At 63.2% G+C, this 22,597-nt stretch carries 19 protein-coding genes; 7 read left to right on the top strand and 12 right to left on the bottom strand.

The features are described from left to right. Nucleotides 1–118: 118 nt before the first annotated feature. The gene (locus BVH01_RS18850; protein WP_075931775.1) at nt 119–2,014 is read right to left on the bottom strand and encodes a methyl-accepting chemotaxis protein; all 1,896 of its coding nucleotides are present in this window, start codon (nt 2,012–2,014) and stop codon (nt 119–121) included. A gap of 157 nt (nt 2,015–2,171) precedes the next feature. Between BVH01_RS18850 and BVH01_RS18845 the strand changes: the two genes are divergently transcribed. Beyond that, nucleotides 2,172–3,656 (top strand): helicase HerA-like domain-containing protein, encoded by a 1,485-nt coding sequence (locus BVH01_RS18845; protein ID WP_075931774.1) that lies wholly within the window; start codon nt 2,172–2,174, stop codon nt 3,654–3,656. 45 nt (nt 3,657–3,701) lie between these two features. On the opposite strand, the gene BVH01_RS18840 is transcribed toward BVH01_RS18845, so the two are convergent. Continuing rightward, nucleotides 3,702–3,920: a hypothetical protein gene (locus BVH01_RS18840; RefSeq protein WP_027906000.1), complete on the bottom strand. Its 219-nt coding sequence runs from the start codon at nt 3,918–3,920 to the stop codon at nt 3,702–3,704. Between the two features lie 209 nt (nt 3,921–4,129). Next, nucleotides 4,130–4,999 (bottom strand): aldose 1-epimerase, encoded by an 870-nt coding sequence (locus BVH01_RS18835; RefSeq protein WP_075931773.1) that lies wholly within the window; start codon nt 4,997–4,999, stop codon nt 4,130–4,132. Between the two features lie 114 nt (nt 5,000–5,113). Here BVH01_RS18835 and BVH01_RS18830 point away from each other — a divergent pair, with 114 nt between their 5' ends. Then, on the top strand, nt 5,114–5,869 hold the full coding sequence (locus BVH01_RS18830) for a FadR/GntR family transcriptional regulator (RefSeq protein WP_070887592.1): 756 nt from the start codon (nt 5,114–5,116) through the stop codon (nt 5,867–5,869). A 110-nt stretch (nt 5,870–5,979) separates the two neighbouring features. Here BVH01_RS18830 and BVH01_RS18825 read toward each other — a convergent pair whose 3' ends face one another. From BVH01_RS18825 to BVH01_RS18800, 6 genes are all read right to left on the bottom strand, one after another. After that, complete coding sequence (locus BVH01_RS18825) at nt 5,980–6,891, bottom strand: EamA family transporter (RefSeq protein ID WP_075931772.1); 912 nt, start codon at nt 6,889–6,891, stop codon at nt 5,980–5,982. Between the two features lie 116 nt (nt 6,892–7,007). Further along, entirely contained in the window at nt 7,008–8,288 is a 1,281-nt protein-coding gene (locus BVH01_RS18820; RefSeq protein ID WP_075931771.1) for a TRAP transporter large permease, read from the bottom strand. Next, on the bottom strand, nt 8,288–8,815 hold the full coding sequence (locus BVH01_RS18815) for a TRAP transporter small permease (protein WP_075931770.1): 528 nt from the start codon (nt 8,813–8,815) through the stop codon (nt 8,288–8,290). The genes BVH01_RS18820 and BVH01_RS18815 overlap by 1 nt, the downstream gene beginning before the upstream one ends. Before the next feature lie 116 nt (nt 8,816–8,931). Next, on the bottom strand, nt 8,932–9,906 hold the full coding sequence (locus tag BVH01_RS18810; RefSeq protein ID WP_075931769.1) for a TRAP transporter substrate-binding protein: 975 nt from the start codon (nt 9,904–9,906) through the stop codon (nt 8,932–8,934). 82 nt (nt 9,907–9,988) lie between these two features. Further along, a complete protein-coding gene (locus tag BVH01_RS18805) occupies nt 9,989–10,882 on the bottom strand; it encodes an SMP-30/gluconolactonase/LRE family protein (protein WP_075931768.1) in 894 nt (297 codons plus the stop codon). 41 nt (nt 10,883–10,923) lie between these two features. After that, nucleotides 10,924–11,751 carry an NAD(P)-dependent oxidoreductase gene (locus tag BVH01_RS18800; protein ID WP_075931767.1) on the bottom strand — a complete coding sequence of 276 codons (828 nt, stop codon included), beginning with the start codon at nt 11,749–11,751 and terminating at the stop codon, nt 10,924–10,926. A gap of 361 nt (nt 11,752–12,112) precedes the next feature. Between BVH01_RS18800 and kdgD (BVH01_RS18795) the strand changes: the two genes are divergently transcribed. Then, nucleotides 12,113–13,024, top strand: coding sequence for a 5-dehydro-4-deoxyglucarate dehydratase (gene kdgD, locus BVH01_RS18795; protein ID WP_075931766.1), 912 nt, complete (start codon nt 12,113–12,115; stop codon nt 13,022–13,024). A 347-nt stretch (nt 13,025–13,371) separates the two neighbouring features. On the opposite strand, the gene BVH01_RS18790 is transcribed toward kdgD (BVH01_RS18795), so the two are convergent. The 3 genes from BVH01_RS18790 to BVH01_RS18780 all read right to left on the bottom strand — a co-directional run bounded on the left by BVH01_RS18790 (nt 13,372) and on the right by BVH01_RS18780 (nt 16,459). Beyond that, nucleotides 13,372–14,877, bottom strand: coding sequence for a tripartite tricarboxylate transporter permease (locus BVH01_RS18790; RefSeq protein WP_075931765.1), 1,506 nt, complete (start codon nt 14,875–14,877; stop codon nt 13,372–13,374). A 21-nt stretch (nt 14,878–14,898) separates the two neighbouring features. Further along, a complete protein-coding gene (locus BVH01_RS18785; RefSeq protein WP_075931764.1) occupies nt 14,899–15,396 on the bottom strand; it encodes a tripartite tricarboxylate transporter TctB family protein in 498 nt (165 codons plus the stop codon). A 94-nt stretch (nt 15,397–15,490) separates the two neighbouring features. Further along, nucleotides 15,491–16,459, bottom strand: coding sequence for a tripartite tricarboxylate transporter substrate binding protein (locus BVH01_RS18780; RefSeq protein WP_075931763.1), 969 nt, complete (start codon nt 16,457–16,459; stop codon nt 15,491–15,493). Nucleotides 16,460–17,051: 592 nt separating this feature from the next. Between BVH01_RS18780 and kdgD (BVH01_RS18775) the strand changes: the two genes are divergently transcribed. The 4 genes from kdgD (BVH01_RS18775) (at nt 17,052) to garD (ending at nt 22,582) form a co-directional block, all read left to right on the top strand. Then, complete coding sequence (kdgD, locus tag BVH01_RS18775; RefSeq protein WP_075931762.1) at nt 17,052–17,963, top strand: 5-dehydro-4-deoxyglucarate dehydratase; 912 nt, start codon at nt 17,052–17,054, stop codon at nt 17,961–17,963. A gap of 178 nt (nt 17,964–18,141) precedes the next feature. Then, a complete protein-coding gene (locus tag BVH01_RS18770; protein ID WP_075931761.1) occupies nt 18,142–19,182 on the top strand; it encodes a LacI family DNA-binding transcriptional regulator in 1,041 nt (346 codons plus the stop codon). A gap of 416 nt (nt 19,183–19,598) precedes the next feature. Then, complete coding sequence (locus BVH01_RS18760; protein ID WP_075931759.1) at nt 19,599–20,951, top strand: MFS transporter; 1,353 nt, start codon at nt 19,599–19,601, stop codon at nt 20,949–20,951. Between the two features lie 74 nt (nt 20,952–21,025). Continuing rightward, nucleotides 21,026–22,582, top strand: coding sequence for a galactarate dehydratase (gene garD, locus BVH01_RS18755; RefSeq protein WP_075931758.1), 1,557 nt, complete (start codon nt 21,026–21,028; stop codon nt 22,580–22,582). Nucleotides 22,583–22,597: the final 15 nt, after the last annotated feature.

The raw sequence follows: 22,597 nt of genomic DNA, 5'->3' as shown, positions 1-22,597 counted from the left end.
CGGTGCCTGAGCGATTCGCCGCGAGGTCGCGGCTCCCACAATGGATCGGATAACGGCCGCTCCCGCCACTTAGCCGCCAAAGTCGACGAACCTGGGCTTAACGATTATGAACAGGCTCTCAGATCCGGAAACTGTCGACCAGATGCTTGAGGCGCGCGGCCTGCTGCTCCAGGTCGGCGCAGGCGCGCAGGGTGGCCTGTAGGTTTTCCACGCCTTCCTGATTGAGGGTGTTGATCTCGGTAATGTCCATGTTCAGTGCCTCGATCACCGAGGTCTGCTCCTCGGTGGCAGTTGCCACCGACTGGTTCATGCCGTCGATCTCGCCAATGCGCAGGGTCACGCTGCCCAGGCGTTCGCCGGCCTGGTTGGCGACTTCCACGCTCTGCTCGCTGTAGTGCTGGCTTTCGGTCATGGTGGTGACCGACTCGCGGGAGCCGACCTGCAGCTCCTCGATCATCTTCTCGATTTCCTGGGCCGACTCCTGGGTGCGGTGAGCCAGGTTGCGCACTTCATCGGCCACCACCGCGAAACCGCGGCCCGCCTCGCCAGCGCGCGCGGCTTCGATGGCGGCGTTGAGGGCCAGCAGGTTGGTCTGCTGGGAAATGCTCTTGATCACCTCGAGAATCTGCCCGATGTCCGCGGTCTTGCCGGCGAGCATCTCGATCTTGCCGCGGGCATCGACGACCTTGGCCGAGAGGTCGGTCATGGCGTTGATCGCTTGCTGCACAACCTTGCCGCCGTCCTCGGCCTGATGGCGGGCGTCGGAGGCCTGGCTGGAGGCGTCCGCGGCGTTGCGGGCGATTTCCTGAGCGGCGGCGCCCAGTTCGTTGATCGCCGCGGCCACGCTGTTGGTGCGGCTGGCCTGCTCGTCGGAGTTGACGATCGAGGAGTTGGAGGCGTTGACCACCAGCTTGGCGACTTCGTTGACCTGGGCGGTGGCCGAGGACACTTCGCGGATCGAGGCGTGGATGCGCTCGACGAAACGGTTGAACGAGCTGGCCAGCGCACCGAATTCGTCCTGGGACTGGATGGCCAGGCGTTTGGTCAGGTCGCCCTCACCGCGGGCGATATCTTCCATGGCCTTGCCCATGGTGGTCAGCGGCTGCATCAGCACGCGGATCAGCACACCGAGCAGGGCGATGATCAGGACTACGGCGATCAGCGTGGCGATGGCAGCCGATAGGCGGAATTCATCCAGCGCCGCGTAGGCCAGGTTCTTGTCGATGGACAGGCCCACGTACCACTGCACGTCCGGCAGGCCTTTTACCGGCGAGAAGGTCAGCAGGCGTTCCTGGCCGTCCTGGGTGACCTCGGTGAGCTTGCTGTCCAGGCCGATGGTGGTATTCGGGTAGAGGTCGCGCAGGTTCTTCATCACCAGTTCGCCCTGGGGGTGAACCAGTACGGTGCCGTCCTTGCTGACCAGGAACGCATAGCCCAGGTCGCCCAGTTCGATGGAGTTGATGATCTTCACCAGCGTGTCCAGACTGACGTCGCCGCCGGTCATGCCGAACGGCTTGCCATCCGGGCCACGCACCGGAGCGATCGGCGAAATCACCAGGGAGTTGGTGATCTGGTCGACGTAGGGCGCGGTGAGGATGGTGCGGTTGGCCTGGGCGGTGTCCTTGTACCAGGGGCGAGTGCGCGGGTCGTAGCCGGCGGCCATTTGGGTCGGCGGGCTGGACAGGAAGCGGCCATCGCTCTGCACACCGATATAAGTGGAGAGGAACGCGCCCTTGTACACCGGTCGGGAAATGACGTCTTGCAGGTTGCCGCCCGCAACGGCCAGCTCCAGGTTCTGGGCCAGGCTCTCGACCAGCAGAATACGCCCGGACAACCAGCTTTCGATATTGCCGGCGGCGGCGTTGCTGGCCTGGCTCAGGTTACTCTGGAGCGATGCCTGAATGCTGCTACGCTGGCGGCTGTCGTTGTAGAGGCTGAACAGAGCGAAGGCGACCGTGACCACCAGGGTGGCGGCCAGCAGGATCTTGTGGCTGAACTGCAGGTTTCTCGTCATGGCATCTTGCGTCCGATAATCACTGGAACCAGTCTTGTGGGGCGTCGCCAGGTGGCGAGTGGGGCAGGGCGTGCGATCCGGCGCAGGCTGAATCGGTCGTAACCTGGCGGTTATGTCGGCAGCAGCACCCTAAAGCTTTAATCCAGAGGACGGTGGTATGGCGTTGAATCAGCAATTCGTTCTGGGCGCGGGCATTGATGGCGAAGCCGTCGGCCAGTCGCTGCGCCTGGCCAATCGGCACGGCTTGATCGCCGGTGCCACGGGCACCGGCAAGACGGTCACCCTGCAGCGTCTGATCGAGAATTTCAGTGATGCCGGGGTCGCCGTATTCGCGGCGGACGTCAAGGGCGACCTGTGCGGCCTGGGCGCAGCCGGCACGCCACAAGGCAAGGTTGCCGAGCGTATCGCCAGCATGCCGTGGTTGGCGCACAGCCCAACGGCCTACCCGGTCAGTTTGTGGGATGTGCACGGGCAGAGCGGCCATCCGCTGCGCACTACGTTGAGCGAAATGGGGCCTCTGCTGCTTGGCGCGCTGCTGGAACTCACCGACAGCCAGCAGGCAGCGTTGTACGCGGCGTTCAAGGTCGCCGACCGTGAAGGCCTGCTGCTGCTCGACCTGAAGGATCTCAAGGCGCTGCTGAATCATCTCAAGGAACAGCCCGAGGTACTGGGCGCCGACAGCGCGCTGTTCACCAGCGGTTCGGCCCAGGCGCTGTTGCGCCGCCTGGCCAGCCTCGAGCAGCAAGGCGGCGAGGCGCTGTTCGGCGAGCCGGCGTTGCAGCTCGAAGACATTCTGCAGCCGGATCGCGATGGCCGTGGGCGTATTCACCTGCTCGACGCCAGCCGCCTGGTTCACGAGGCGCCGAAGGTCTACGCGACCTTCCTGCTCTGGCTGCTGGCCGAGTTGTTCGAGCAACTGCCCGAGCGCGGCGATGCCGACAAGCCAGTGCTGGCGCTGTTCTTCGATGAAGCCCATCTGCTGTTCGCCGACACCCCGAAGGCGCTGCAGGCGCGCCTGGAGCAAGTGGTACGGCTGATTCGTTCCAAGGGCGTGGGCGTGTACTTCGTCACCCAGTCGCCGGGCGATCTGCCCGACGATGTGCTGGCCCAGCTCGGCTTGCGCATCCAGCATGGGCTGCGGGCGTTCACCACCCGTGAACAGAAGGCCTTGCGCGCCGTGGCCGAAGGCTTTCGGCCCAATCCGGCGTTCGATTGCCTGAGCGTGCTCACCGAGCTGGGCATCGGCGAGGCACTAGTGGGTACGCTGGAGGACAAGGGCACGCCAGCCATGGTCCAGCGTGTCGCTATCGCGCCGCCGCAATCGCGCATAGGGCCCCTGTCGGATGGCGAGCGCGCTGCGCTGATCCGCCAATCGCCCTTGGCCGGGCAGTACGACAAACCCTTCGACCGAGAATCCGCATACGAGATTCTCACCGCCCGCGCGACCCAGGCGAGCGAGCAGGTACAGGCAGGCAAGCAGGCGCCGTCGACCGTCAGCGTGGCGGGCGAGTTTCTCGGCGGCCTGGCGAGCCAGGCGGTGAAAAGCGCCATGCGCCAAGTCGCCAATCAACTCGGTCGGCAGTTGGTACGGGGCGTACTGGGATCGCTGTTGGGCGGCAAGTCAGGTTCCAGGCGGCGCTGAGCCTGTTCGTGGGCTGCCTGGCGCAGCCCGGGAGCCGTTACGCCATCAGGCGCTTTCGGCTCTGGCCTCGGCCTTGCTGGACAGATCTTTTTCGATCTTTTCGATTTCTTTGTCGAAGGCCTGGTCCAGCAGGCTGGCCTTCTTGCGCCACGGCTTGCGTTCCGGATCCGGTTGGGCGGCATAGGTGATCACTTCACCGCCGTATACATCCTTGTAACGCTGCGCCTGGCGCTCGAGTTCGGCGCGCAGTTCGTCTTTCGTCACGATAGTACCCATGGTTTCTGATGGAGAGATGGGCAACAACGTAAGACCAGGCGGTCTCACTGATACGGTCACCACATCTTTATGAAGCCTATACCCCTTCGATAGTTCAGGTTATTCGCAGCTGCGACCGAACACGGGGCAAGCGGGTGATTATCATCAACCCGCGCGGAAAGTCCAGCACGGCAGCCCCGCGGCGTGAACCACTCGGCTCAATTCAGGGGCCGGTATTGCAAGGTGAAGGTGAGGCCTAGGCGCTGATTTTCGCTCAGTAGCACCAGGCCGGGTTTGCCGGGCAGGTGGTGGGCGTTGACCGGATGGCTGACTGGTTCGAAGCAGAAGAAGGGTTTGCCTTCGGGGCAGAACAGCAGGTAGATGCCCTGATCGCTAGCGATCTCCAGGCTGTATCCAGCGTCTGGTTCGACGATTCGCGCCTGGCCGTTCCAGCCGATGAAGGCGTTGTCGGTATGGACTGCCGGCAATTGCCGCTCCTCGGCGAAATTCCAGTGCTCAGGTAGTGAGCTCAAGCCAGTGGGCAGGCTGTTGGCATCGCATTGCCAGACCTGTCCGGCGCCGGCCTGCAGGCGCGTATGGGGCGTACGCGGAAAATACGGATGCAGGCCCAGGCCATGCCAGGTGGGGGATTTGTCGCGATGGGTGACCTGCAGGTGAATCGTCAGACGACCGTCATCCAGCTCGAAGCGCTGCTCGGCGGTGTAGGCGAACGGCGTCTGGCTCTCGAGGCGCAGCAGCGCCGAGCGCTCACTGTGCTCGATCACCTGCCAGGGTTGCTGCCAGGCGCTGCCGTGAATCGGCAGAGGCGAATTGTCGGCGTTGGCAGCCAGGGCCAGCCAGCCCTCGGGGTTGTCGAAACCGCCTCCGGTGATGCGGTTGGACCACGGCGCCAGTGGGTAGCAGCCGAGCTGGCGCGGCGTACCGGCCTTGAGCGCCTGCTCGTCGGCAGGGCGCAACAGCGGCTGGCCAGTGGCGACCACCGCCCAGTTGCCGATAGCCCCGCCAACTCCCGGTAACAGAGTGAGCTGGGTAATACCGTCGTGCAGGTGTAGAGTGTCGGTCGACATAGGGCAGTACCTGTGCAGTTATCGAGCCGTTAGGCGGAGATAAACGAAGAACGTGTCATCATACAACTCTCTGAGATATGATGCGCTTTGGCCATCCAGACGATAACGATCTCTATGGAAACTCAGAACACGCAGCCACGTGCGCGGCGCAAGCATCGCAGCCTGGCACAGGAACTGGTCGCAGAGTTGTCCCAGCGCATTCGCGACGGGGTGATCAAGCGTGGTGACAAATTGCCGACCGAGTCGGCGATCATGGAAGAGCAGGGCGTCAGCCGCACCGTGGTGCGTGAAGCGTTGTCGCGTCTGCAGGCGTCTGGCCTGGTGGAAACCCGCCACGGCATCGGCACCTTCGTGCTGGATACGCCCAATCCCGGCGGTTTTCGCATCGACCCGGCGACCATCGTCACCCTGCGTGAGGTGCTGGCCGTGCTCGAGCTGCGGATCAGCCTGGAAGTGGAATCCGCTGGTCTGGCCGCCCAGCGTCGCACGCCCGAGCAACTGGCTTCCATGCGCCAGGCGCTGGATGCGCTCAACGAGGGCGCTGCCCACGAAAGCGATGCGGTGTCGTCTGATTTCCAATTTCACCTGCAGATCGCCCATGCCACGGGCAACCGCTACTTCACCGATATCATGAGCCACCTGGGCACCAGCATCATTCCACGTACCCGGCTCAACTCGGCGCGTATCGCCCATGACGACCATGCCCATTACATGGCGCGTCTTGAGCGCGAGCACGAGCAGATCTTTGAGGCCATCGCTCGCCAGGATTCCGATGCCGCCCGTGCCGCCATGCGCCTGCACCTGACCAACAGCCGGGAGCGCCTGCGTCAGGCCCACGAGTCCGCCGAGGTGGCGGCCAAGCAGGCCTGAAGCCCGTAGACCCCCAGAGGGCTTGGGTGCCGAATCTACCTGCGTAGATCGGCACCCAAGCCCTTTTTCGTTGCCGCGAGGCGGAGGCACGGCTGATCGCATATCGGTGCTCAGGCGTCCTTGCGGTAGGTCAGCAACACGATTCCCGCCAGCACGATCGCGCCGCCGATCATCTGCATGCCACTCAGTACCTGATCCAGCAGCAGCCAGCCGAACAGCAGCGTGGCGATGGGCTCCATGTTCATCACCGGGGCGTTCTTGGCCATGTTGAGGCGCGGCACGGTGACGAACAGCATGCAGAAGGCGATGCCGTAAAGCAGCACCAGCGTTCCCAGGGCGGTCCAGCCAGTGGAATTGGCCGGCAGGTTCATGCCGCCAGGAATCAGGTCGGCGCTGCCGGCCAGTGCCATGCTGCTGAACACGATCATCAGGGTCAGCATGCTGCGCACCGAGCCGCGCAGGCTGGAGAGCTTGTGGTCAGTTATCCACAGCGCGCAGGCGAATACGCAGGCGGCCAGGAATGACGCGCTCACGCCGACGATCCACTCGGGGCCGATCTGCTCGCTGGCGCCCAGGCGCGCTGGCAAATCCAGGGCGAAAACCAGGCCCAGCAGAATCAGGCCCATCAGCATCACCGTACGGCGTGTCGGCGCCGAGCCGCCCAGTGCCCAGGTGAGCAGGGCGAGGAGGATCGGGAAGGTGTTGCCGATCAGCAGGGCCAGCGCCACGGGAATACGCGCCACGGCCGAGTACAGGCAGATGCTCTGGGTGGCGATCAACAGGCCCAGCAGCAATTGCCAGCGCCAGGCCCCAGGCGGCATCTGCAGGGCCTGGCGTTGCCACAGCACGATGCCGAGCAGCACCAGCATGGTCACGCCGGAGCGGCAGAGGATCGCCAGCAGCAGGCCGGTTTCGTTGTCGAAGGCGATACGCGCGGCAATGTGGTTGCCGGCAAAGGAGCAGGCCAGCAACGCCAGGATCATGACGGCGATGTGGCGGGGAAACAGGGCAGGGGCAGTCATAAACAATTTCCGTATCGAGTTGAGCCTTGAGCGCCTGACGGTTTGATCACCGTTCTCGCTGCGCTAAAAAAACGGCGGGTCATGCCAAGGCATGACCCGCCGCGGGTGGAGCGGTATCAGAGTACGACGCTAGGCAGCCACAGCGAGATTGCCGGGATGTAGGTCACGGCCATCAGCACCATGAACAGGGCCAGATAGAACGGCAGCAGCGCCTTCACGGTGGCTTCGATGGTCACCTTGCCGATGGCGGCGCCGACGAACAGCACCGCGCCGACCGGCGGGGTGATCAGGCCGATGCCCAGGTTGACCAGCATGATCATGCCGAAGTGTACCGGGTCGACACCGAAGGAGGTCACCACCGGCAGCAGGATCGGGGTCAGGATCAGGATCAGCGGCGCCATGTCCATGATGGTGCCCAGGGCCAGCAGCATGATGTTCACGCACATCAGGATCACGTAGCGGTTATCCGACAGGGTCAGGAACGCGGTGGTGATCTTCGACGGGATCTGCATCAGGGTCATGATGTAGCCGAACGCGGCGGCGAAGGCGATGAGGATCATCACGATCGACAGCGTGCGCACGGTGCGGTGCATCATCTTCGGCAGTTCACGCCACTTGTAGTCGCGGTAGATGAACATGGTCACGAAGAACGCCCAGATCACCGCCACGGCAGCCGACTCGGTGGCGGTGAACACGCCGGAGAGGATGCCGCCGAGGATGATGACCATGGTCATCAGGCCCCACAGGGCTTCGACGCAGATCTTGATGGCCTGACGCAGCGGGATCACTTCGCCTTTCGGGTAGTTGCGCTTCTTGGCGAACCACAGGCACAGCGTGGCCATGGTGGCGCTCATCAGCAGACCCGGGCCGATACCGGCCATGAACAGCGCGGCGATGGACACCGTGCCGCCGGCTGCCAGGGAGTAGATCACCGAGTTGTGGCTGGGCGGAGTGAGCAGCGCCTGCACCGAACCGGAAACGGTCACGGCGGTGGCGAATTCACGGGGGTAGCCTTTCTTTTCCATCTCCGGGATCAGCACCGAACCCACCGAGGCGGTGTCGGCCAGGGACGAACCGGAGATCGCGCCGAAGAAGGTGGACGCGGTGATGTTCACCAGCGACAGGCCGCCGCGCACGAAGCCCACCAGCACACCGGCGAACGCCACCAGGCGACGCGCCATGCCGCCTTCGGCCATGATCGCGCCAGCCAGCACGAAGAACGGAATGGCCAGCAGGGAGAACTTGTTGACGCCACCGGCGACCTGGATCATCACGGCATGCAGGGGGATCTCGATCCACCAGGCGCCGATCAGCGCCGCGATGCCAAGCGAATAGGCCACGGGGACGCGCAGCATGATCAGGGCAATGAAGCTGCCCACCAGAATGAGGGCATCCATTACACGGCCTCCTTGGCTTCTTCAGCGGCTTCGAAGTTGACGGCGCGGCGTTTGTGCTGGTCGCCGTAGAGGATCTGTTCGATCACGAACAACAGGGTGATGAAACCACCGACCGGAATCGGCATGTAGCTGATGCCGACGCGAACCGAAGGCAGGGTGCTGAGGAACTGGTTCCAGGTAGCCATGCACAGTTTGTAGCCCCAGATCAGCATGAACAGGGCGACGGCGCCCATCATCAGGCGTACGAACAGGGTGATGACGGGCTGCGCGCCTTGCGGCATGCGGTCGGTCAGCGAAGTCACGGCCATGTGAGCTCCGGCACGGTAGCTGGCAGCGGCACCGATAAAGGTGAACACCACCATCAACATGACGGAGATGGGCTCGGGCCAGCCCAATCCTTGCCCCAGCACATAACGGCTGAAGACGCCCCAGGGGATGATCGTGGCCATGATCACGATCGCGAGACCTGTGACGATGATGCAGGCACGATAAATGGCGTCATTGACGCCCAGAACCAGATTTTTCATGAGACTTCACCGGAAGGTGTGGAGCCGGCAGAACACCGGCTCCGTACGCTTGCGCGAGATTTTTATCAGGTCATTGAAAAGCGTCAGCGGCAACGCAGCTGGCTTTTCAAGACCTGTTACTTGACGGCTTCGATGCGCTTGATCAGATCGGCGTACTGGGCGCCGTACTTCTCACGTACCGGAGCGGTCGCGTCGTAGAACGGCTTGGTGTCGATTTCGATGAACTCGACGCCTTCGGCCTTGAGCTTCTCGTTGGACGCGTTTTCCTTGGCGACCCACAGATCACGCTCTTCCAGTTGCGCTTCCTTGGCCAGCTTCTTGACCAGGGTCTGCTGCTCCGGGGTCAGCTTCTCCCAGGTGGTCTTGGACATCAGCAGCGGCTCGGGCAGGATCAGGTGGTGCGTCTGGGTGTAGTACTTGGCTTCGCGGAAGTGGTTGTGCTCGAGCAGGGTCGGCGAGTTGTTCTCGGCGCCGTCGATCACGCCGCTCTGCAGGGCGCTGAAGATTTCACCGGTGTCCATGGCGATGCCGTTGCCGCCCATGGCGTTGAGGGTGTCGATGAACAGCGGGTTGCCGATCACGCGGATCTTCATGCCCTTGAGGTCTTCGATCTTGCGTACCGGCTTCTTGGTGTAGAGGCTGCGGCTGCCGGCTTCCATCCACGCCAGGCCGACCATGTTGAAGTCGGAGTTGGTGATGGAGTCGAGAATTTCCTGGCCGATTTCACCGTCCACCACCTTGCGCATGTGGTCGATGTCGCGGAACACGAACGGCATGTTGAAGACGTTGGTGGCCGGTACCACCGAGCCGACCGAGCCGAGGCTGACGCGGGTCAGCTGTACGGCACCGATCTGGGTCTGTTCGATCACTTCCTTCTCGGAGCCCAGTACGCCACCGGCGAACATGCGCGATTTGATCTCGCCGTTGGTGGCGGTATCGAGTTTCTTGCCGAGGTTTTCCATGGCCACCACGGTCGGGTAGCCGGCCGGGTGGATTTCAGCGATCTTCAGGGTGATGTCCGCCTGAGCCAGGCTGGACAGGCCGAATGCCAGCGGGAGTGCGGCGATGAGCAACTTGCGCTTGAAGTTCATGTGAAGCTCCGTTTTGTTGTTGTTGGTTTGCAGCGTTGTGTAACGGCTGGCGCCCCGCGAATCGCCAGGGCCAGGGTTGTTATCAGTGCCCGAACGGGGTTTCTGCCAGACCACTGACACCCGGTTGCAGGGCGAACACGCCCCCGGCCAGTGGTTGATCGTCCAGGTTGCCGCCCGGGCGAATCGAGGTGACGAACAGGGTGTCGAGGTTGGGGCCGCCAAAGGCGCACATGGTCGGCTTTTTCACCGGCACTTCCAGGGAGCGGTCGAGGCGCCCGGCCGGGGTGAAACGGTGAATCAGGCCGGCATCGTTGCCGCAGATCCAGTAGCAGCCATCGGCGTCCACCGCGGCGCCATCTGGGCGGCCGGGGTAGTCGTTCATGTCGACGAACAGGCGCCGGCTGTGCGGGGTGCCGCTGTCGATGTCGTAGTCGAACGCCCAGATGGCCTGCACCGAAGGATGCGAGTCGGAAAGGTACATGATGCGGCCGTCCGGGCTGAAGCCCAGGCCGTTGGGCACGATCAGGTCGTCGAGCAGCACCGGCAGGCTGGCCTGGCCGGCGCCATCGTAACGATACAGCGCGCCGACGTTGGCGCCCGCACCCATGTCCATCAGCATACTGCCGGCCCAGAAGCGCCCCTGGCGGTCGCAGCGGCCGTCATTGAAACGCATCTGCTCGCGGGCATGGCTGACCTCGACCAGGCGCTCGCCGTTCAGGCGCCCGTCGTCGCCAGCGGTGAGCTGAAAGATGCCGCTCTGCATGCCAGCGACCCAGCTGCCATCGGCGCGCTGGGCGATGCAGGCGAGCATTTCGTCGGCTTCCCAGCTTTGCGTGCTGGCGTCCGCCAGGTTCCAGCGGTACAGGCGCTTGTTGGGAATGTCGGCCCAGTACAGGGCCTGATCCCGCTCGCTCCACACTGGGCTTTCGCCCACGGCATTACGGGCATCGAGAATCAGTTCGGCTTGCTTGGGCATGTCCGACCTCTTGTTATTGTTGTCGAGGGGAGGGTGCGGTCTCAGTCGTCGCCGAACGGGCCGGCTGCCGTGAAGGCGCCGCCGTGATAGAGCGCATTCGGGTCATCCGCCGGCACTGGGGGCTGGGCCTCGACCTTGTCGCGGAATACTTCTGATGTGTCCTTGGGTGCGAAGCCCAGGTGGGCGGCCTTGCTGTTGTCCCACCACAGGGTCTTGTTCGCCGAGGCGCCGTAGACCACGGTGTGGCCGACGTTAGGCGTGGTGAGGCTGCGTTCGATCAGCTGTACCAGATCGTCGTAGCTCAGCCAGGTGCTCATCATGCGGCGGTTCAGCGGCTCGGTGAACGAGGAGCCGATGCGGATGCTGACGGTCTCGATGCCGTAGCGATCGAAGTAGAAGCTGGCCATGTCCTCGCCGTAGGACTTCGACAGGCCGTAGTAGCCATCCGGGCGACGTGGCGCGTCGGCGTCGATGGTATCGGTCTGCTTGTGGAAGCCGATGACATGGTTGGAGCTGGCGAAGATCACGCGTTTGACGCCATGGCGACGCGCCGCTTCGTAGATATGGAACACGCCACTGATGTTCGGGCCGAGGATTTCCTCGAACGGACGCTCCACCGATACGCCACCGAAGTGCAGGATGGCGTCGACGCCTTCGACCAACTGGTGAACGGCCTGTTTGTCGGCCAGATCGCAGATCTGCAACTCGATGTGCGGGCCTTCGGCCGGCGCCATTTCGGCGATGTCGGAAAGACGCAGGATCTCGGTCAGTGGCTGCAGGCGCTCACGCAGCACCTTGCCCAATCCGCCTGCCGCGCCAGTGAGCAGCAGGCGATGGAAGGGCGGTTGCGCATTGGAAGAGGTAGTCATGGCGGAAGCGGTCTCTGGTTTGTTTTTATGGAGAGCTTGTTATCGGTTGTCGTATGACGTGAGAGGATTATCAACAGCCTCCGATTGCGCTGTCAACGCAAAACCTCGGCAATCCATCTGGTATGCCAGAAACCGCAGGCGTGGTGCGTTTGCGCATGGTTTTGCGCAATGTCGACAGCCAGGAAATGACTGGTTGGTCACGGGCATTTATCGGCAGTCAGCGGTGCTTCGAGCGACGACTTTTGCGAACCCTTGGCGTATAAAAGGTCGCAGAGGGGATGGTTTTAGTTATTGTCGTACGATAACGTATCTCTACAGCCAGCGGCTGCCTCTTTCCACATGCGCTACAGGTGTTCGAAGAATGACCCCACAAGAATTAAAATCCGTCCTCTCCTCCGGTCTGCTTTCTTTCCCGCTGACCGATTTCGATGCCCAAGGCGAATTCAATCCTGAAGGCTACGTGCGCCGCCTCGAGTGGCTGGCCCCGTACGGCGCCACCGCGCTGTTCGCTGCCGGCGGCACCGGTGAATTCTTCTCCCTGGCCGCTGACGAGTATTCGTCGGTGATCAAGACCGCCGTCGATACCTGCGCAGGCAGCGTGCCGATTCTCGCCGGCGTCGGTGGCTCCACCCGGCAGGCCATCCAGTACGCACAGGAAGCCGAGCGCCTGGGCGCCAAGGGCCTGCTGCTGCTGCCGCACTACCTGACCGAAGCTTCCCAGGAAGGCGTTGCTGCTCACGTCGAGCAGGTGTGCAAATCGGTGAAGATCGGTGTGGTGGTCTACAACCGCAACGTCTGCCGCCTGAACGCGCCGCTGCTCGAGCAACTGGCCGAGCGGTGCCCGAATCTGATCGGCTACAAGGACGGCCTGGGTGATATCGAGCTGATGGTTTCCATCCGTCGTCGTCTGGGTGATCGCTTCAGCTACCTGGGCGGTCTGCCGACCGCTGAAGTCTACGCTGCGGCCTACAAGGCCCTGGGCGTGCCGGTATACTCCTCGGCGGTGTTCAACTTCATCCCGAAAACCGCGATGGATTTCTACCACGCCATCGCCAAGGACGATCACGCTACCGTCGCCAAGATCATCGACGACTTCTTCCTGCCTTACCTGGACATCCGTAACCGCAAGGCCGGCTATGCCGTGAGCATCGTCAAGGCCGGCGCCAAGATCTCCGGTTACGACGCCGGCCCGGTCCGCGCCCCGCTGACCGATCTGCTGCCGGACGAGTACGAGAAGCTGGCTGCGCTGATCAAGAAGCAAGGCGCTCAGTAAGCTTCACGCGCGAGCGGCGATACGAAAGAGCCCAGGCCTTGTGCCTGGGCTTTTGCGTTTTTGGATGGTTGTTGCAAGGCAAAAGCGGCCACTCAAACCAACCTGTGGGAGCCCCGACCTCGGGGCGAAACGATTGCAGCCTGACTGCCTATTTCGGCGGTGCCTGAGCGATTCGCCGCGAGGTCGCGGCTCCTACAGTAGATCGAATAACGACCGCTCCCGCCATATTGCAGCCATCGATCCGGCGATTACAGAACGCTTGCCCGCCTGGCGAGCAACAGATTTTCGCGCCCACAAAAAAGCCGCTGCACCCTTGAGGGCGCAGCGGCTTGGTGTTTCCTTGTCGCTTAGCTGCTGGTGATCACCTGCCCGTGTGGCCGGCGAATCTTCGTCCATTCCCTGTAGGCGGTCACGATGACCACGATCACGGTGGCGACCAGCACCGTGCCGGAGATCGGTTCGGTGATGAAGGGCATGAAGTCGCCCTGGCTGCTCATCAGGCCGCGGCGCAGGTTGGTCTCGATGATCGGGCCGAGAATGAAGCCCAGCAGCAGTGGGGTGATCGGCATCGAGGCCTTTTTCATCAGCCAGCCGAGCACGCCGAACACCAGCATGCAGCCAACGTCGAACAGGCGGTTGTTGATGCCGTAGGCACCGATCACGCAGAGCAGCATGATGATCGGCAGGAGGATGTGCTTGGGCACCGACAGGATGTGCACGAAGCCGCGCATCAGGCCGAACAGGGCGATGATCATCGCCAGGTTGGAGACCACCAGGGCCGCGAAGATGCCGTACACCAGCAGGCTCTGGGTTTCGAACAGCATTGGGCCGGGGGTGATGCCGTGGATCATGAAGCCGGCCAGCAGGATCACCGAGGTGTTGTCGCCGGGAATGCCCAGGGTCAGTAGCGGTACCATGCCGCCGCCGGTGGAGGCGTTGCCCGAGGATTCGCTGGCGATCACGCCGTCACTGACTCCGGTGCCGAACTTTTCCGGGTGCTTGGAGCGCTTCTTCGCCGCGCCGTAGGCGAGGATGTTGCACACCGCGGCGCCCAGGCCCGGCAGGACACCGATGCCGGTGCCGATCAGCGACGAGCGCAGCCAGTTGGGAAAGTGGGCGATGGTGGCCTTCACCGAAAAGCCCAGATTGCTCAGCTTATAGCTGAGTACCTGCAGCTTCTTCTGCGGTTTGCGCGATTCGGCTTCTTCGAGGATCTGCGACACCGCGAACAGGCCAATCAACGCTGGCAGCAGGGTGATGCCGGCGTCCAGTTCGTGCCAGTCGAAGGTGAAGCGCGGAAAGGCCGTGATTGGCGCCATGCCGACGAAGGAGACGGTCAGGCCAATACCCGCCGCCGCCATGCCCCGCGCCAGGGAGCCGCCACTCAGGCCGGCGACCAGGGTCAGGGAGAACAGCGCCACGGCGAAGTATTCGTAGGGGCCGAACTTGAGCGCCACCTCCGCCAGGATCGGCGACACCGCGAACAGCACCAGCAGGCTGAACACGCCGCCCAGGAACGACGAGATGATCGCCACCGACAGCGCCTTGCCGGCTTCACCGCGCACCGCCATGGGATAGCCATCGAAGGTCGTCGCCACCGAAGCCGGGGTGCCGGGAATGTTCAGCAGAATGGACGGAATCAGCCCGCCCGAGGTGCCGCCGATATACAGGCCCATGAGTAGCGACAGACCGTCCACCGGGCTCATGGCGAAGGTCACCGGGAGGAACAGTGCCACGCCCATGGTCACCGTCAGGCCGGGAATGGCGCCGATGATGATGCCCAGCACCGTGCCGCCGATGATCAGGAACAGGGTCTGGAAATTGAGAATCGACAGAATGCCTTCGATCAACATGATGAAGCTCCTTTCAGTGCGCTAGCCCAGCAGCCCGGCGGGCAGGCTGATGTCGAACACATTGACGAACAGGTAATAGGCGGCGATGGCCGTGAGCACGGCGCAGAGGCCGAACAGCCCATAGCGGCGATTGCCGTCCTTGGTCAGCACGATCATCTGGGCAAAGGCGTAGAGCACCGACGACAGCAGAAAACCCAGCGGGTCGAGCAATGCCAGGTAGATGAACATCAGCACCATGCTCAGCAGCACGGCCGGCAGGCCGCCGAACACTCCGGGCTCTGCAGCTTCGGTCTTGAGCGGTTTGCGGTTGCGGCCACCGGTGCGCCAGGTGGACGCGGCGATCACCAGGCCGACGATGAACAGCAGCAGGGCGGTCAGGCGCGGCATGAACGAGGCGCCGACACCAATGGCGGCGAAGTCCTTGAGGTTGGCGGAGGCGACGAACATCGCCACGGCACCGAGTATCACCGCCGAGCCGGTGATCAGGTCGCGGTAATCGCGAAGGGCAAATCGAGACATGCAGACTCTCCCGCGCCGCTCGGCAACGCCGCGCGGCGGATGGAAACAGGCGAGGGCGCCGCCTGGCGACGCCATGGATGCCGAGCAGGCAGGCCTATTGGCCGCGCAGCAGGCTCTGGTACTGCTGCAGGGTTTGTTGCTGTGCCTTGGCGAACGCCGCACCCTCTTCCGGGCCGAGGTAGGTCGGGGTCACCAGCATCTTCCTGGCTTCTGCCTGGTACTCGGGGTTGTCGACCACGCGCTTGACCGCTGCGGAGAACGTCTCGACCACATCGGGCGGTGTTTGCTTGGGCATGGCGAAGAAGAAGAACTTGCTGAAGCTGGCCGGGAAGCCCTGTTCGGCGGTGGTCGGCTCGTCAGCGATCAACGGGTTGCGTTCATCGGAGAGCAGCCCGAGGCTGACGAAGCTGCCTGCCTTCAGGTAGTCGCGCACCAGGTTGTACTGGACGTTGATCAGATCCACGCGGGCGCCGCGCAGGGCGACGATCTTGGCGGTGTTCCCGCCCACGTCGATCAGATTCATCTTCACGCCCAGTTCCTCCTCAAGCGCCACGCCCACCAGGTGCGGATAGCCGCCGGTGAGCATGCCGAAGCGGGTTTTGCCGGGGTTAGCCTTGGCGTAGTCGACGAAGGATTTCATGTCCTTGTAGGGCGCATCCTTGCCGGTCACCAGAATGGTGGTGTCGTCTTCCATGGCCACGGCGACCATCTGGAAATCGTCGATATCGATGTCCGACAGGCCAGCCAGTTTCGGCACCATGGCCTCGCCATGGAAAAACAGCGCGGTGTAGCCATCGGGCTTGGCCGACATCACGCGGCGCATGCCGATGGTGCCACCGCCGCCATCGACGTTCACCGCCACCAGCGGTTTGCCCAGCTCCTTTTCCAGGTAGCGGTTGAAGACCCGGGCGTTGACATCGGTGTCCCCGCCGGGGGCGATGGGCAGAACCACCTGGATGGCCTTGTTCGGGTAGCTGTCATCAGCCTGGACGTGAGTGGCAGCGGCGCTCATGCAAAGCGCGGCGACCAGGCCGAGTGCAGTGCGTAGGGAGGTCTGTGGCATGAAGTGATTCCTTCTCTTGTTGTTGTGCATGGCGGAGCTCGGCGAGCAGCGAGCTGCCGATTTCGGCGCAGCCGATCAGGGCCGCGTTGGTGCGGGATATCGCGATGGAGGAGAGCGCTGGCTCAGCCGTATGTTCTTGGCGACCTTGCGCAGGGCGCTGGGCTGAACGAGGCAGGCATCCGCTGGTGCGTCGCGCCTGCGGGAGAGGGCAGTGGCCGGATGGAGCGGGTAGTGGGTGTCGTCATGTAGCGCACCTTTGTCATTGTTCGAATAACGAGGCTTTCCAAGCGAAGTCATCGTATGACTTGGTTGCCAGCCGTCTGAGGCGATTCAGGCGTGCGGCAACCTTGTCGTCAGGCTGGAAAGCGACTTTTCTTCAATATAAAGCATAGAAATAGCCATGTAATTGGAGAATTATTGAGGTTTTGGCTAATTTTTGGACAATTCGGGGCTTTGTGCCTAGAGCCAGCCGATGGTCTCGATCACGAAGAAAAATGCATCGAGATGCTTGGATTTTTTATAGTTGTACGATAACGTATGACGTCAGTTGCCGGTAACGGCCTCCATGTCCTCATCCAAGGGTGTAAGAAGAATGACTCCACAAGAATTAAAAACCGTCCTCTCCTCCGGCCTCCTGTCGTTCCCGCTGACCGACTTCGACGCTGCCGGTGAATTCAACCCGGCAGGTTACGTCCGCCGCCTGGAGTGGCTGGCCCCGTACGGCGCCACCGCGCTGTTCGCCGCCGGCGGCACCGGTGAGTTCTTCTCCCTGGCCGCTGACGAGTATTCGTCGGTGATCAAGACTGCCGTCGATACCTGCGCAGGCAGCGTGCCGATTCTCGCCGGCGTCGGTGGCTCCACCCGCCAGGCCATCCAGTACGCACAGGAAGCCGAGCGCCTGGGTGCCAAGGGCCTGCTGCTGCTGCCGCACTACCTGACCGAAGCCTCCCAGGAAGGCGTCGCCGCTCACGTCGAGCAGGTGTGCAAATCGGTGAAGATCGGTGTGGTGGTCTACAACCGCAACGTCTGCCGTTTGAACGCCGATCTGCTCGAGCAACTGGCCGAGCGTTGCCCGAACCTGATCGGCTACAAGGATGGCCTGGGTGATATCGAGCTGATGGTCTCCATCCGTCGCCGCCTGGGCGAGCGCCTGACCTATCTGGGCGGCCTGCCGACCGCCGAAGTCTACGCTGCGGCCTACAAGGCCCTGGGCGTGCCGGTCTATTCCTCGGCGGTGTTCAACTTCATCCCGAAAACCGCGATGGACTTCTACCACGCCATTGCCCGCGAAGATCACGCCACCGTCGGCAAGATCATCGATGATTTCTTCCTGCCGTACCTGGACATCCGTAACCGTAAATCCGGCTACGCGGTGAGCATCGTCAAGGCGGGCGCCAAGATCTCCGGCTACGACGCCGGCCCGGTCCGCGCCCCGCTGACCGAGCTGCTGCCAGGCGAGTACGAGCAGCTTGCGGCGCTGATCGACGCCCAGGGCGCGCAGTAACGGTCATCCACGACTGGCTGCGCGTCGGCCAGTCGGCGACGCTGCCGCTCCACAAGCCCGGGCCTCGTGCCCGGGTTTTTTCGTTCTGCCAGGCGCCATCCGATTACCGCGGGATCTCTGGTTACTGCCCGGCCGGCTGGTTAAGATGCGCGATCCTTCACGCAGCCAGCGGCCCGTCATGGCAAAGAAATCTCGCGCTTCATCTTCCTCCACGCCTGCGAGCAAGGGCGCGAGCGTGACGCTGATCGACGTGGCCAAGGTGGCCGGCGTTTCGCCGATCACCGTGTCCCGCGCTCTGCACCGGCCCGACGTGGTCAGCGAAAGCGCCCGCAAGAAGGTGCTCGAAGCCGTGCGGGTGACCGGCTATGTGCCGAACATGCTGGCTGGCGGACTGGCCTCGAACAAGAGCCGGCTGGTGGCGATTTTCGTGCCGACCATCGCCCACTCGATCTTCGCCGAAACCGTACAATCGCTGATGGATCACCTGACCACCGCGGGCTACCAGACGATGATCGGCCTGACCGGCTACTCGGCCGAGCAGGAAGAGCGGCTGCTCGGCGCGGTGCTTGGTCGGCGCCCCGATGGCATCGTGCTGACCGGCACCCTGCACACCGAGGAAAGCCGGCTACGTTTGCAGGCGGCGGGCATTCCGGTGGTCGAGGCCTGGGACCTGGGCGCATCGCCCATCGACATGCAGGTGGGGTTCTCCCATGAGAAGGTCGGCCAGGCGATTGCCGATCACCTGCACGGCAAGGGCTACCGCCGCTTCGCCATCGTTTCGGTCGATGACTCCCGGGCGCTCAAGCGCGGCAGCAGCGTGATCGACCAGCTCAAGGCGCTGGGCATCGACGAGGTGCCCATGGCGGTGCTCGCCGCGCCTGCCACCCTGCAGAGCGGCAGGGAAGGGCTGCGTCAGCTGCTTGCCGACGGGCACGCTCCGCAGGTGATCGTCTGCAGTTCGGATACCGTGGCCCAGGGCATCCTGGCAGAGGCGGCGAGCCGGGGCATCGAGGTGCCGGGTCAGCTGGCCGTCATGGGCTTCGGGGATCTGTCCAGTGCTGCCCATCTTCATCCGGCACTGTCGACGGTGAACATCGATGGTCGGCGCATGGGCAAGCACGTCGCCAGTGCGCTGCTGCAGCGTTTTCGCGACGGTGACGAGCAGCAGCCGGTGCGGCTGGACACCGGTTTCACGCTGATCGACCGCGAAACCACCTGACCCGAATCAACCTCTCATCAGACAACTGACAACGTAACAAGAAATTGCTTGAATGATTGCGCAATCATAGTAAAGTCGACTGTGTAGCGAACTGCGTAGTGCCGTATCGAATGCTGCATTGATTGCGCAATCATCGATTGCCGATCTGCCAGCCAGGCGCCGTCAGCCAATAAGGATAATAAAACCGTGAAAAACAGTATCCGCACGTCCTCTCCATGCCCCAACACGGGCAGTTTCCGTTCGTCCCTGTCTGCGTCCAACGCTTCGAAACCCTATCCGGGTGTCGCGACGGCTCCTGCCACGAGCTAGCCGGCCAGATACAACTCCGTTTTCAAACTTCATGACCCCGCCCTTGGGCGGCTGGCGCGTCCGGACGCGCCTGTCAGCAATAAAAATAACATCGAGGTGAGATCTCCATGGGAGACACAAAGAAAACCCACGTCCGTTACCTGATACTGCTGATGCTGTTTCTGGTAACCACCATCAACTACGCCGACCGCGCCACCATTTCCATCGCAGGCTCCAGCATGCAGAAGGATCTGGGTATCGATGCGGTAACCCTCGGCTACATCTTCTCCGCCTTCGGCTGGGCCTACGTGATCGGGCAGATCCCGGGTGGCTGGCTGCTCGACCGCTTCGGTTCCAAGCGCGTATATGCCGCCGGCATTTTCATCTGGTCGCTGTTCACCCTGCTGCAGGGCTTCGTCGGCATGATGCCGGTGGCCTGGGCGGTGGTGACCCTGTTCGTGCTGCGCTTCATGGTCGGCTTCGCCGAAGCGCCGTCGTTCCCGGGTAACGCCCGTATCGTCGCGGCCTGGTTCCCGACGGCCGAGCGCGGTACCGCATCGGCGATCTTCAACTCGGCGCAGTACTTCGCCACCGCACTGTTCGCGCCGCTGATGGGCTGGATCGTCTATTCCTTCGGCTGGGAGCACGTGTTCGTGGTCATGGGCGTACTGGGCATCGTCTTCGCCGGCATCTGGATGAAGACCATCTACAACCCCAAGGAACACCCGCGTATCAGCGCTGCCGAGGTCGAGCACATCGCCAGCAATGGCGGCCTGGTCGACATGGATCAGGCCAAGGGCAGCGGTGGGCCGAAGTGGCACTACATCACCCAATTGCTGACCAACCGCATGATGGTCGGCGTGTACCTGGGCCAGTACTGCATCAACGCCATCACCTACTTCTTCCTCACCTGGTTCCCGGTTTACCTGGTCCAGGAGCGTGGCATGACCATCCTCAAGGCCGGCTTCATCGCCTCCTTGCCGGCGATCATGGGTTTCGTCGGCGGCGTGCTCGGCGGGGTGATCTCCGACTGGCTGCTGCGCCGTGGCAATAGCCTGACCCTGGCGCGCAAGCTGCCTATCGTCTGCGGCCTGATGCTGTCGACCAGCATGGTGCTGTGCAACTACGTGTCGGCCGAATGGATGGTGGTCGGTTTCATGACCCTGGCCTTCTTCGGCAAAGGTCTCGGCGCCCTTGGCTGGGCCGTGGTCTCGGACACCTCGCCCAAGCAGATCGCGGGCCTGTCCGGCGGCCTGTTCAACACTTTCGGCAACATCGCCTCGATCACCACGCCTATCGTCATCGGCTACATCATCAGCGCCACCGGCTCGTTCAAGTGGGCACTGGTGTACGTTGGCGCCAACGCCCTGGTCGCGGTGTTCAGCTACCTGTTCATCGTCGGTCGCATTCAGCGCGTGGTGCTGAAGGATGAAAATGGCCAGGCGCTTGGCGAACAGGCTTCGCCCGCTCCGGCAACCTGACCGCTCGCGGCCTCGCCTGGCACCGGCAGGCGAGGCCATGACCGTGCTTTTACAACAAGAAAAGGATTAGCCCCATGGATCTCATTCAACATCAGGACTCCCCGCGATACATCCGCCTGCATCCCGATGACAACGTCGGCGTGGTGGTCAACGAACAGGGGGTGGCGGCCGGTGGCCGTTTTGCCGACGGCCTGGAGGCGTTGGAGGGCATTCCCCAGAGCCACAAGGTGTCGCTGGTGGCGATTGCCGAAGGCGGCAACGTGGTGCGCTACGGGGAAGTGATCGGCTACGCCCTGAATCCTATTCCTGCCGGCACCTGGGTGACCGAGGCGCTGTTGCGCATGCCCGAGCCGCCGGTGCTGGACAACCTGCCCAAGGCGACCATCAAGGCACCGACGCCCGAACCGCTGGACGGCTACACCTTCGAAGGCTTCCGCAATGCCGATGGCACCGTCGGCACGCGCAACATCCTTGGCGTCACCACCACGGTGCAGTGCGTGGTCGGCGTGCTCGACCACTGCGTCGAGCGCGTGCGCAAGGAAATCCTCCCCAAGTATCCGAATGTCGATGACGTGGTGCCGCTGTCGCACAGTTACGGCTGTGGCGTGGCGATCAACGCACCGGACGCCGTGGTGCCGATCCGCACGCTCTACAACATCAGCCGCAACCCCAACCTGGGCGGCCAGGCGCTGGTGATCAGCCTGGGCTGCGAGAAACTGCAGGCCAACCAGCTGATGGACGGTGACGCCCTGACCTGCGGCCAGGACGAGGAAGAGTGGCTGTTCCGCCTGCAGGATTCGGGCACCGGTTTCGCCGGCATGATCGAGCAGATCATGGGCATGATCGAAGATCGCCTGAAGGTGCTCGATCAGCGTCGCCGCGAAACCGTGCCGGCTTCCGAGCTGGTGGTGGGCATGCAGTGCGGCGGCAGCGACGCCTTCTCCGGCATCACCGCCAACCCGGCGCTGGGCGTAGCGGCCGACCTGCTGGTACGGGCCGGCGCCACCGTGATGTTCTCCGAGAACACCGAGGTGCGTGATGGAATCCATCTGCTGACTCCGCGCGCCGCCAGCGTCGAAGTGGCCGATGCGCTGATCCGCGAAATGGACTGGTATGACCGCTATCTCGAGCGTGGCATGGCTGATCGCAGCGCCAACACCACGCCGGGCAACAAGAAGGGCGGCCTCAACAACATCGTCGAAAAGGCCATGGGCTCGATCGCCAAGTCCGGCAACAGCCCGATCGTCGGCGTGGTCTCGCCCGGCGAGCGGATTCGCGGCAAGGGCCTGTGGTTCTGCGCCACCCCGGCCAGCGACTTCATCTGCGGCACCCTGCAACTGGCCGCCGGCATGAACCTGCACATCTTCACCACCGGCCGCGGCACGCCCTACGGTCTGTCCATGGTGCCGGTGATCAAGGTGGCCACCCGCACCCAGCTGGCCGAACGCTGGCCGGACCTGATTGATGTCGACGCCGGGCAGATCACCTCGGGGCGCATGTCCCTCGAGGAAATGGGCTGGCACATCTTCCAGCTCTACCTGGACATCGCCAGCGGCAAGCAGCAGACCTGGGCCGAGAAGCATCGCCTGCATAACGATCTGGTGCTGTTCAATCCCGCCCCAGTCACCTGAGAACCCGCCCCAAGT

Origin of the sequence: Pseudomonas sp. PA1(2017) (genome assembly GCF_001945375.1) — a bacterium.
In the GTDB taxonomy this organism is placed as follows: domain Bacteria; phylum Pseudomonadota; class Gammaproteobacteria; order Pseudomonadales; family Pseudomonadaceae; genus Aquipseudomonas.
This window is presented reverse-complemented; position numbering and strand designations above follow the sequence as displayed.

Excerpts from the sequence above, each read along its gene's own strand:
- BVH01_RS18850 (WP_075931775.1), bottom strand. The coding sequence starts at position 2,014 with ATGACGAGAAACCTGCAGTTCAGCCACAAGATCCTGCTGGCCGCCACC.
- BVH01_RS18845 (WP_075931774.1), top strand. The coding sequence starts at position 2,172 with ATGGCGTTGAATCAGCAATTCGTTCTGGGCGCGGGCATTGATGGCGAA.
- BVH01_RS18835 (WP_075931773.1), bottom strand. The coding sequence starts at position 4,999 with ATGTCGACCGACACTCTACACCTGCACGACGGTATTACCCAGCTCACT.
- BVH01_RS18830 (WP_070887592.1), top strand. The coding sequence starts at position 5,114 with ATGGAAACTCAGAACACGCAGCCACGTGCGCGGCGCAAGCATCGCAGC.
- BVH01_RS18825 (WP_075931772.1), bottom strand. The coding sequence starts at position 6,891 with ATGACTGCCCCTGCCCTGTTTCCCCGCCACATCGCCGTCATGATCCTG.
- BVH01_RS18820 (WP_075931771.1), bottom strand. The coding sequence starts at position 8,288 with ATGGATGCCCTCATTCTGGTGGGCAGCTTCATTGCCCTGATCATGCTG.
- BVH01_RS18815 (WP_075931770.1), bottom strand. The coding sequence starts at position 8,815 with ATGAAAAATCTGGTTCTGGGCGTCAATGACGCCATTTATCGTGCCTGC.
- BVH01_RS18810 (WP_075931769.1), bottom strand. The coding sequence starts at position 9,906 with ATGAACTTCAAGCGCAAGTTGCTCATCGCCGCACTCCCGCTGGCATTC.
- BVH01_RS18805 (WP_075931768.1), bottom strand. The coding sequence starts at position 10,882 with ATGCCCAAGCAAGCCGAACTGATTCTCGATGCCCGTAATGCCGTGGGC.
- BVH01_RS18800 (WP_075931767.1), bottom strand. The coding sequence starts at position 11,751 with ATGACTACCTCTTCCAATGCGCAACCGCCCTTCCATCGCCTGCTGCTC.
- kdgD (WP_075931766.1), top strand. The coding sequence starts at position 12,113 with ATGACCCCACAAGAATTAAAATCCGTCCTCTCCTCCGGTCTGCTTTCT.
- BVH01_RS18790 (WP_075931765.1), bottom strand. The coding sequence starts at position 14,877 with ATGTTGATCGAAGGCATTCTGTCGATTCTCAATTTCCAGACCCTGTTC.
- BVH01_RS18785 (WP_075931764.1), bottom strand. The coding sequence starts at position 15,396 with ATGTCTCGATTTGCCCTTCGCGATTACCGCGACCTGATCACCGGCTCG.
- BVH01_RS18780 (WP_075931763.1), bottom strand. The coding sequence starts at position 16,459 with ATGCCACAGACCTCCCTACGCACTGCACTCGGCCTGGTCGCCGCGCTT.
- kdgD (WP_075931762.1), top strand. The coding sequence starts at position 17,052 with ATGACTCCACAAGAATTAAAAACCGTCCTCTCCTCCGGCCTCCTGTCG.
- BVH01_RS18770 (WP_075931761.1), top strand. The coding sequence starts at position 18,142 with ATGGCAAAGAAATCTCGCGCTTCATCTTCCTCCACGCCTGCGAGCAAG.
- BVH01_RS18760 (WP_075931759.1), top strand. The coding sequence starts at position 19,599 with ATGGGAGACACAAAGAAAACCCACGTCCGTTACCTGATACTGCTGATG.
- garD (WP_075931758.1), top strand. The coding sequence starts at position 21,026 with ATGGATCTCATTCAACATCAGGACTCCCCGCGATACATCCGCCTGCAT.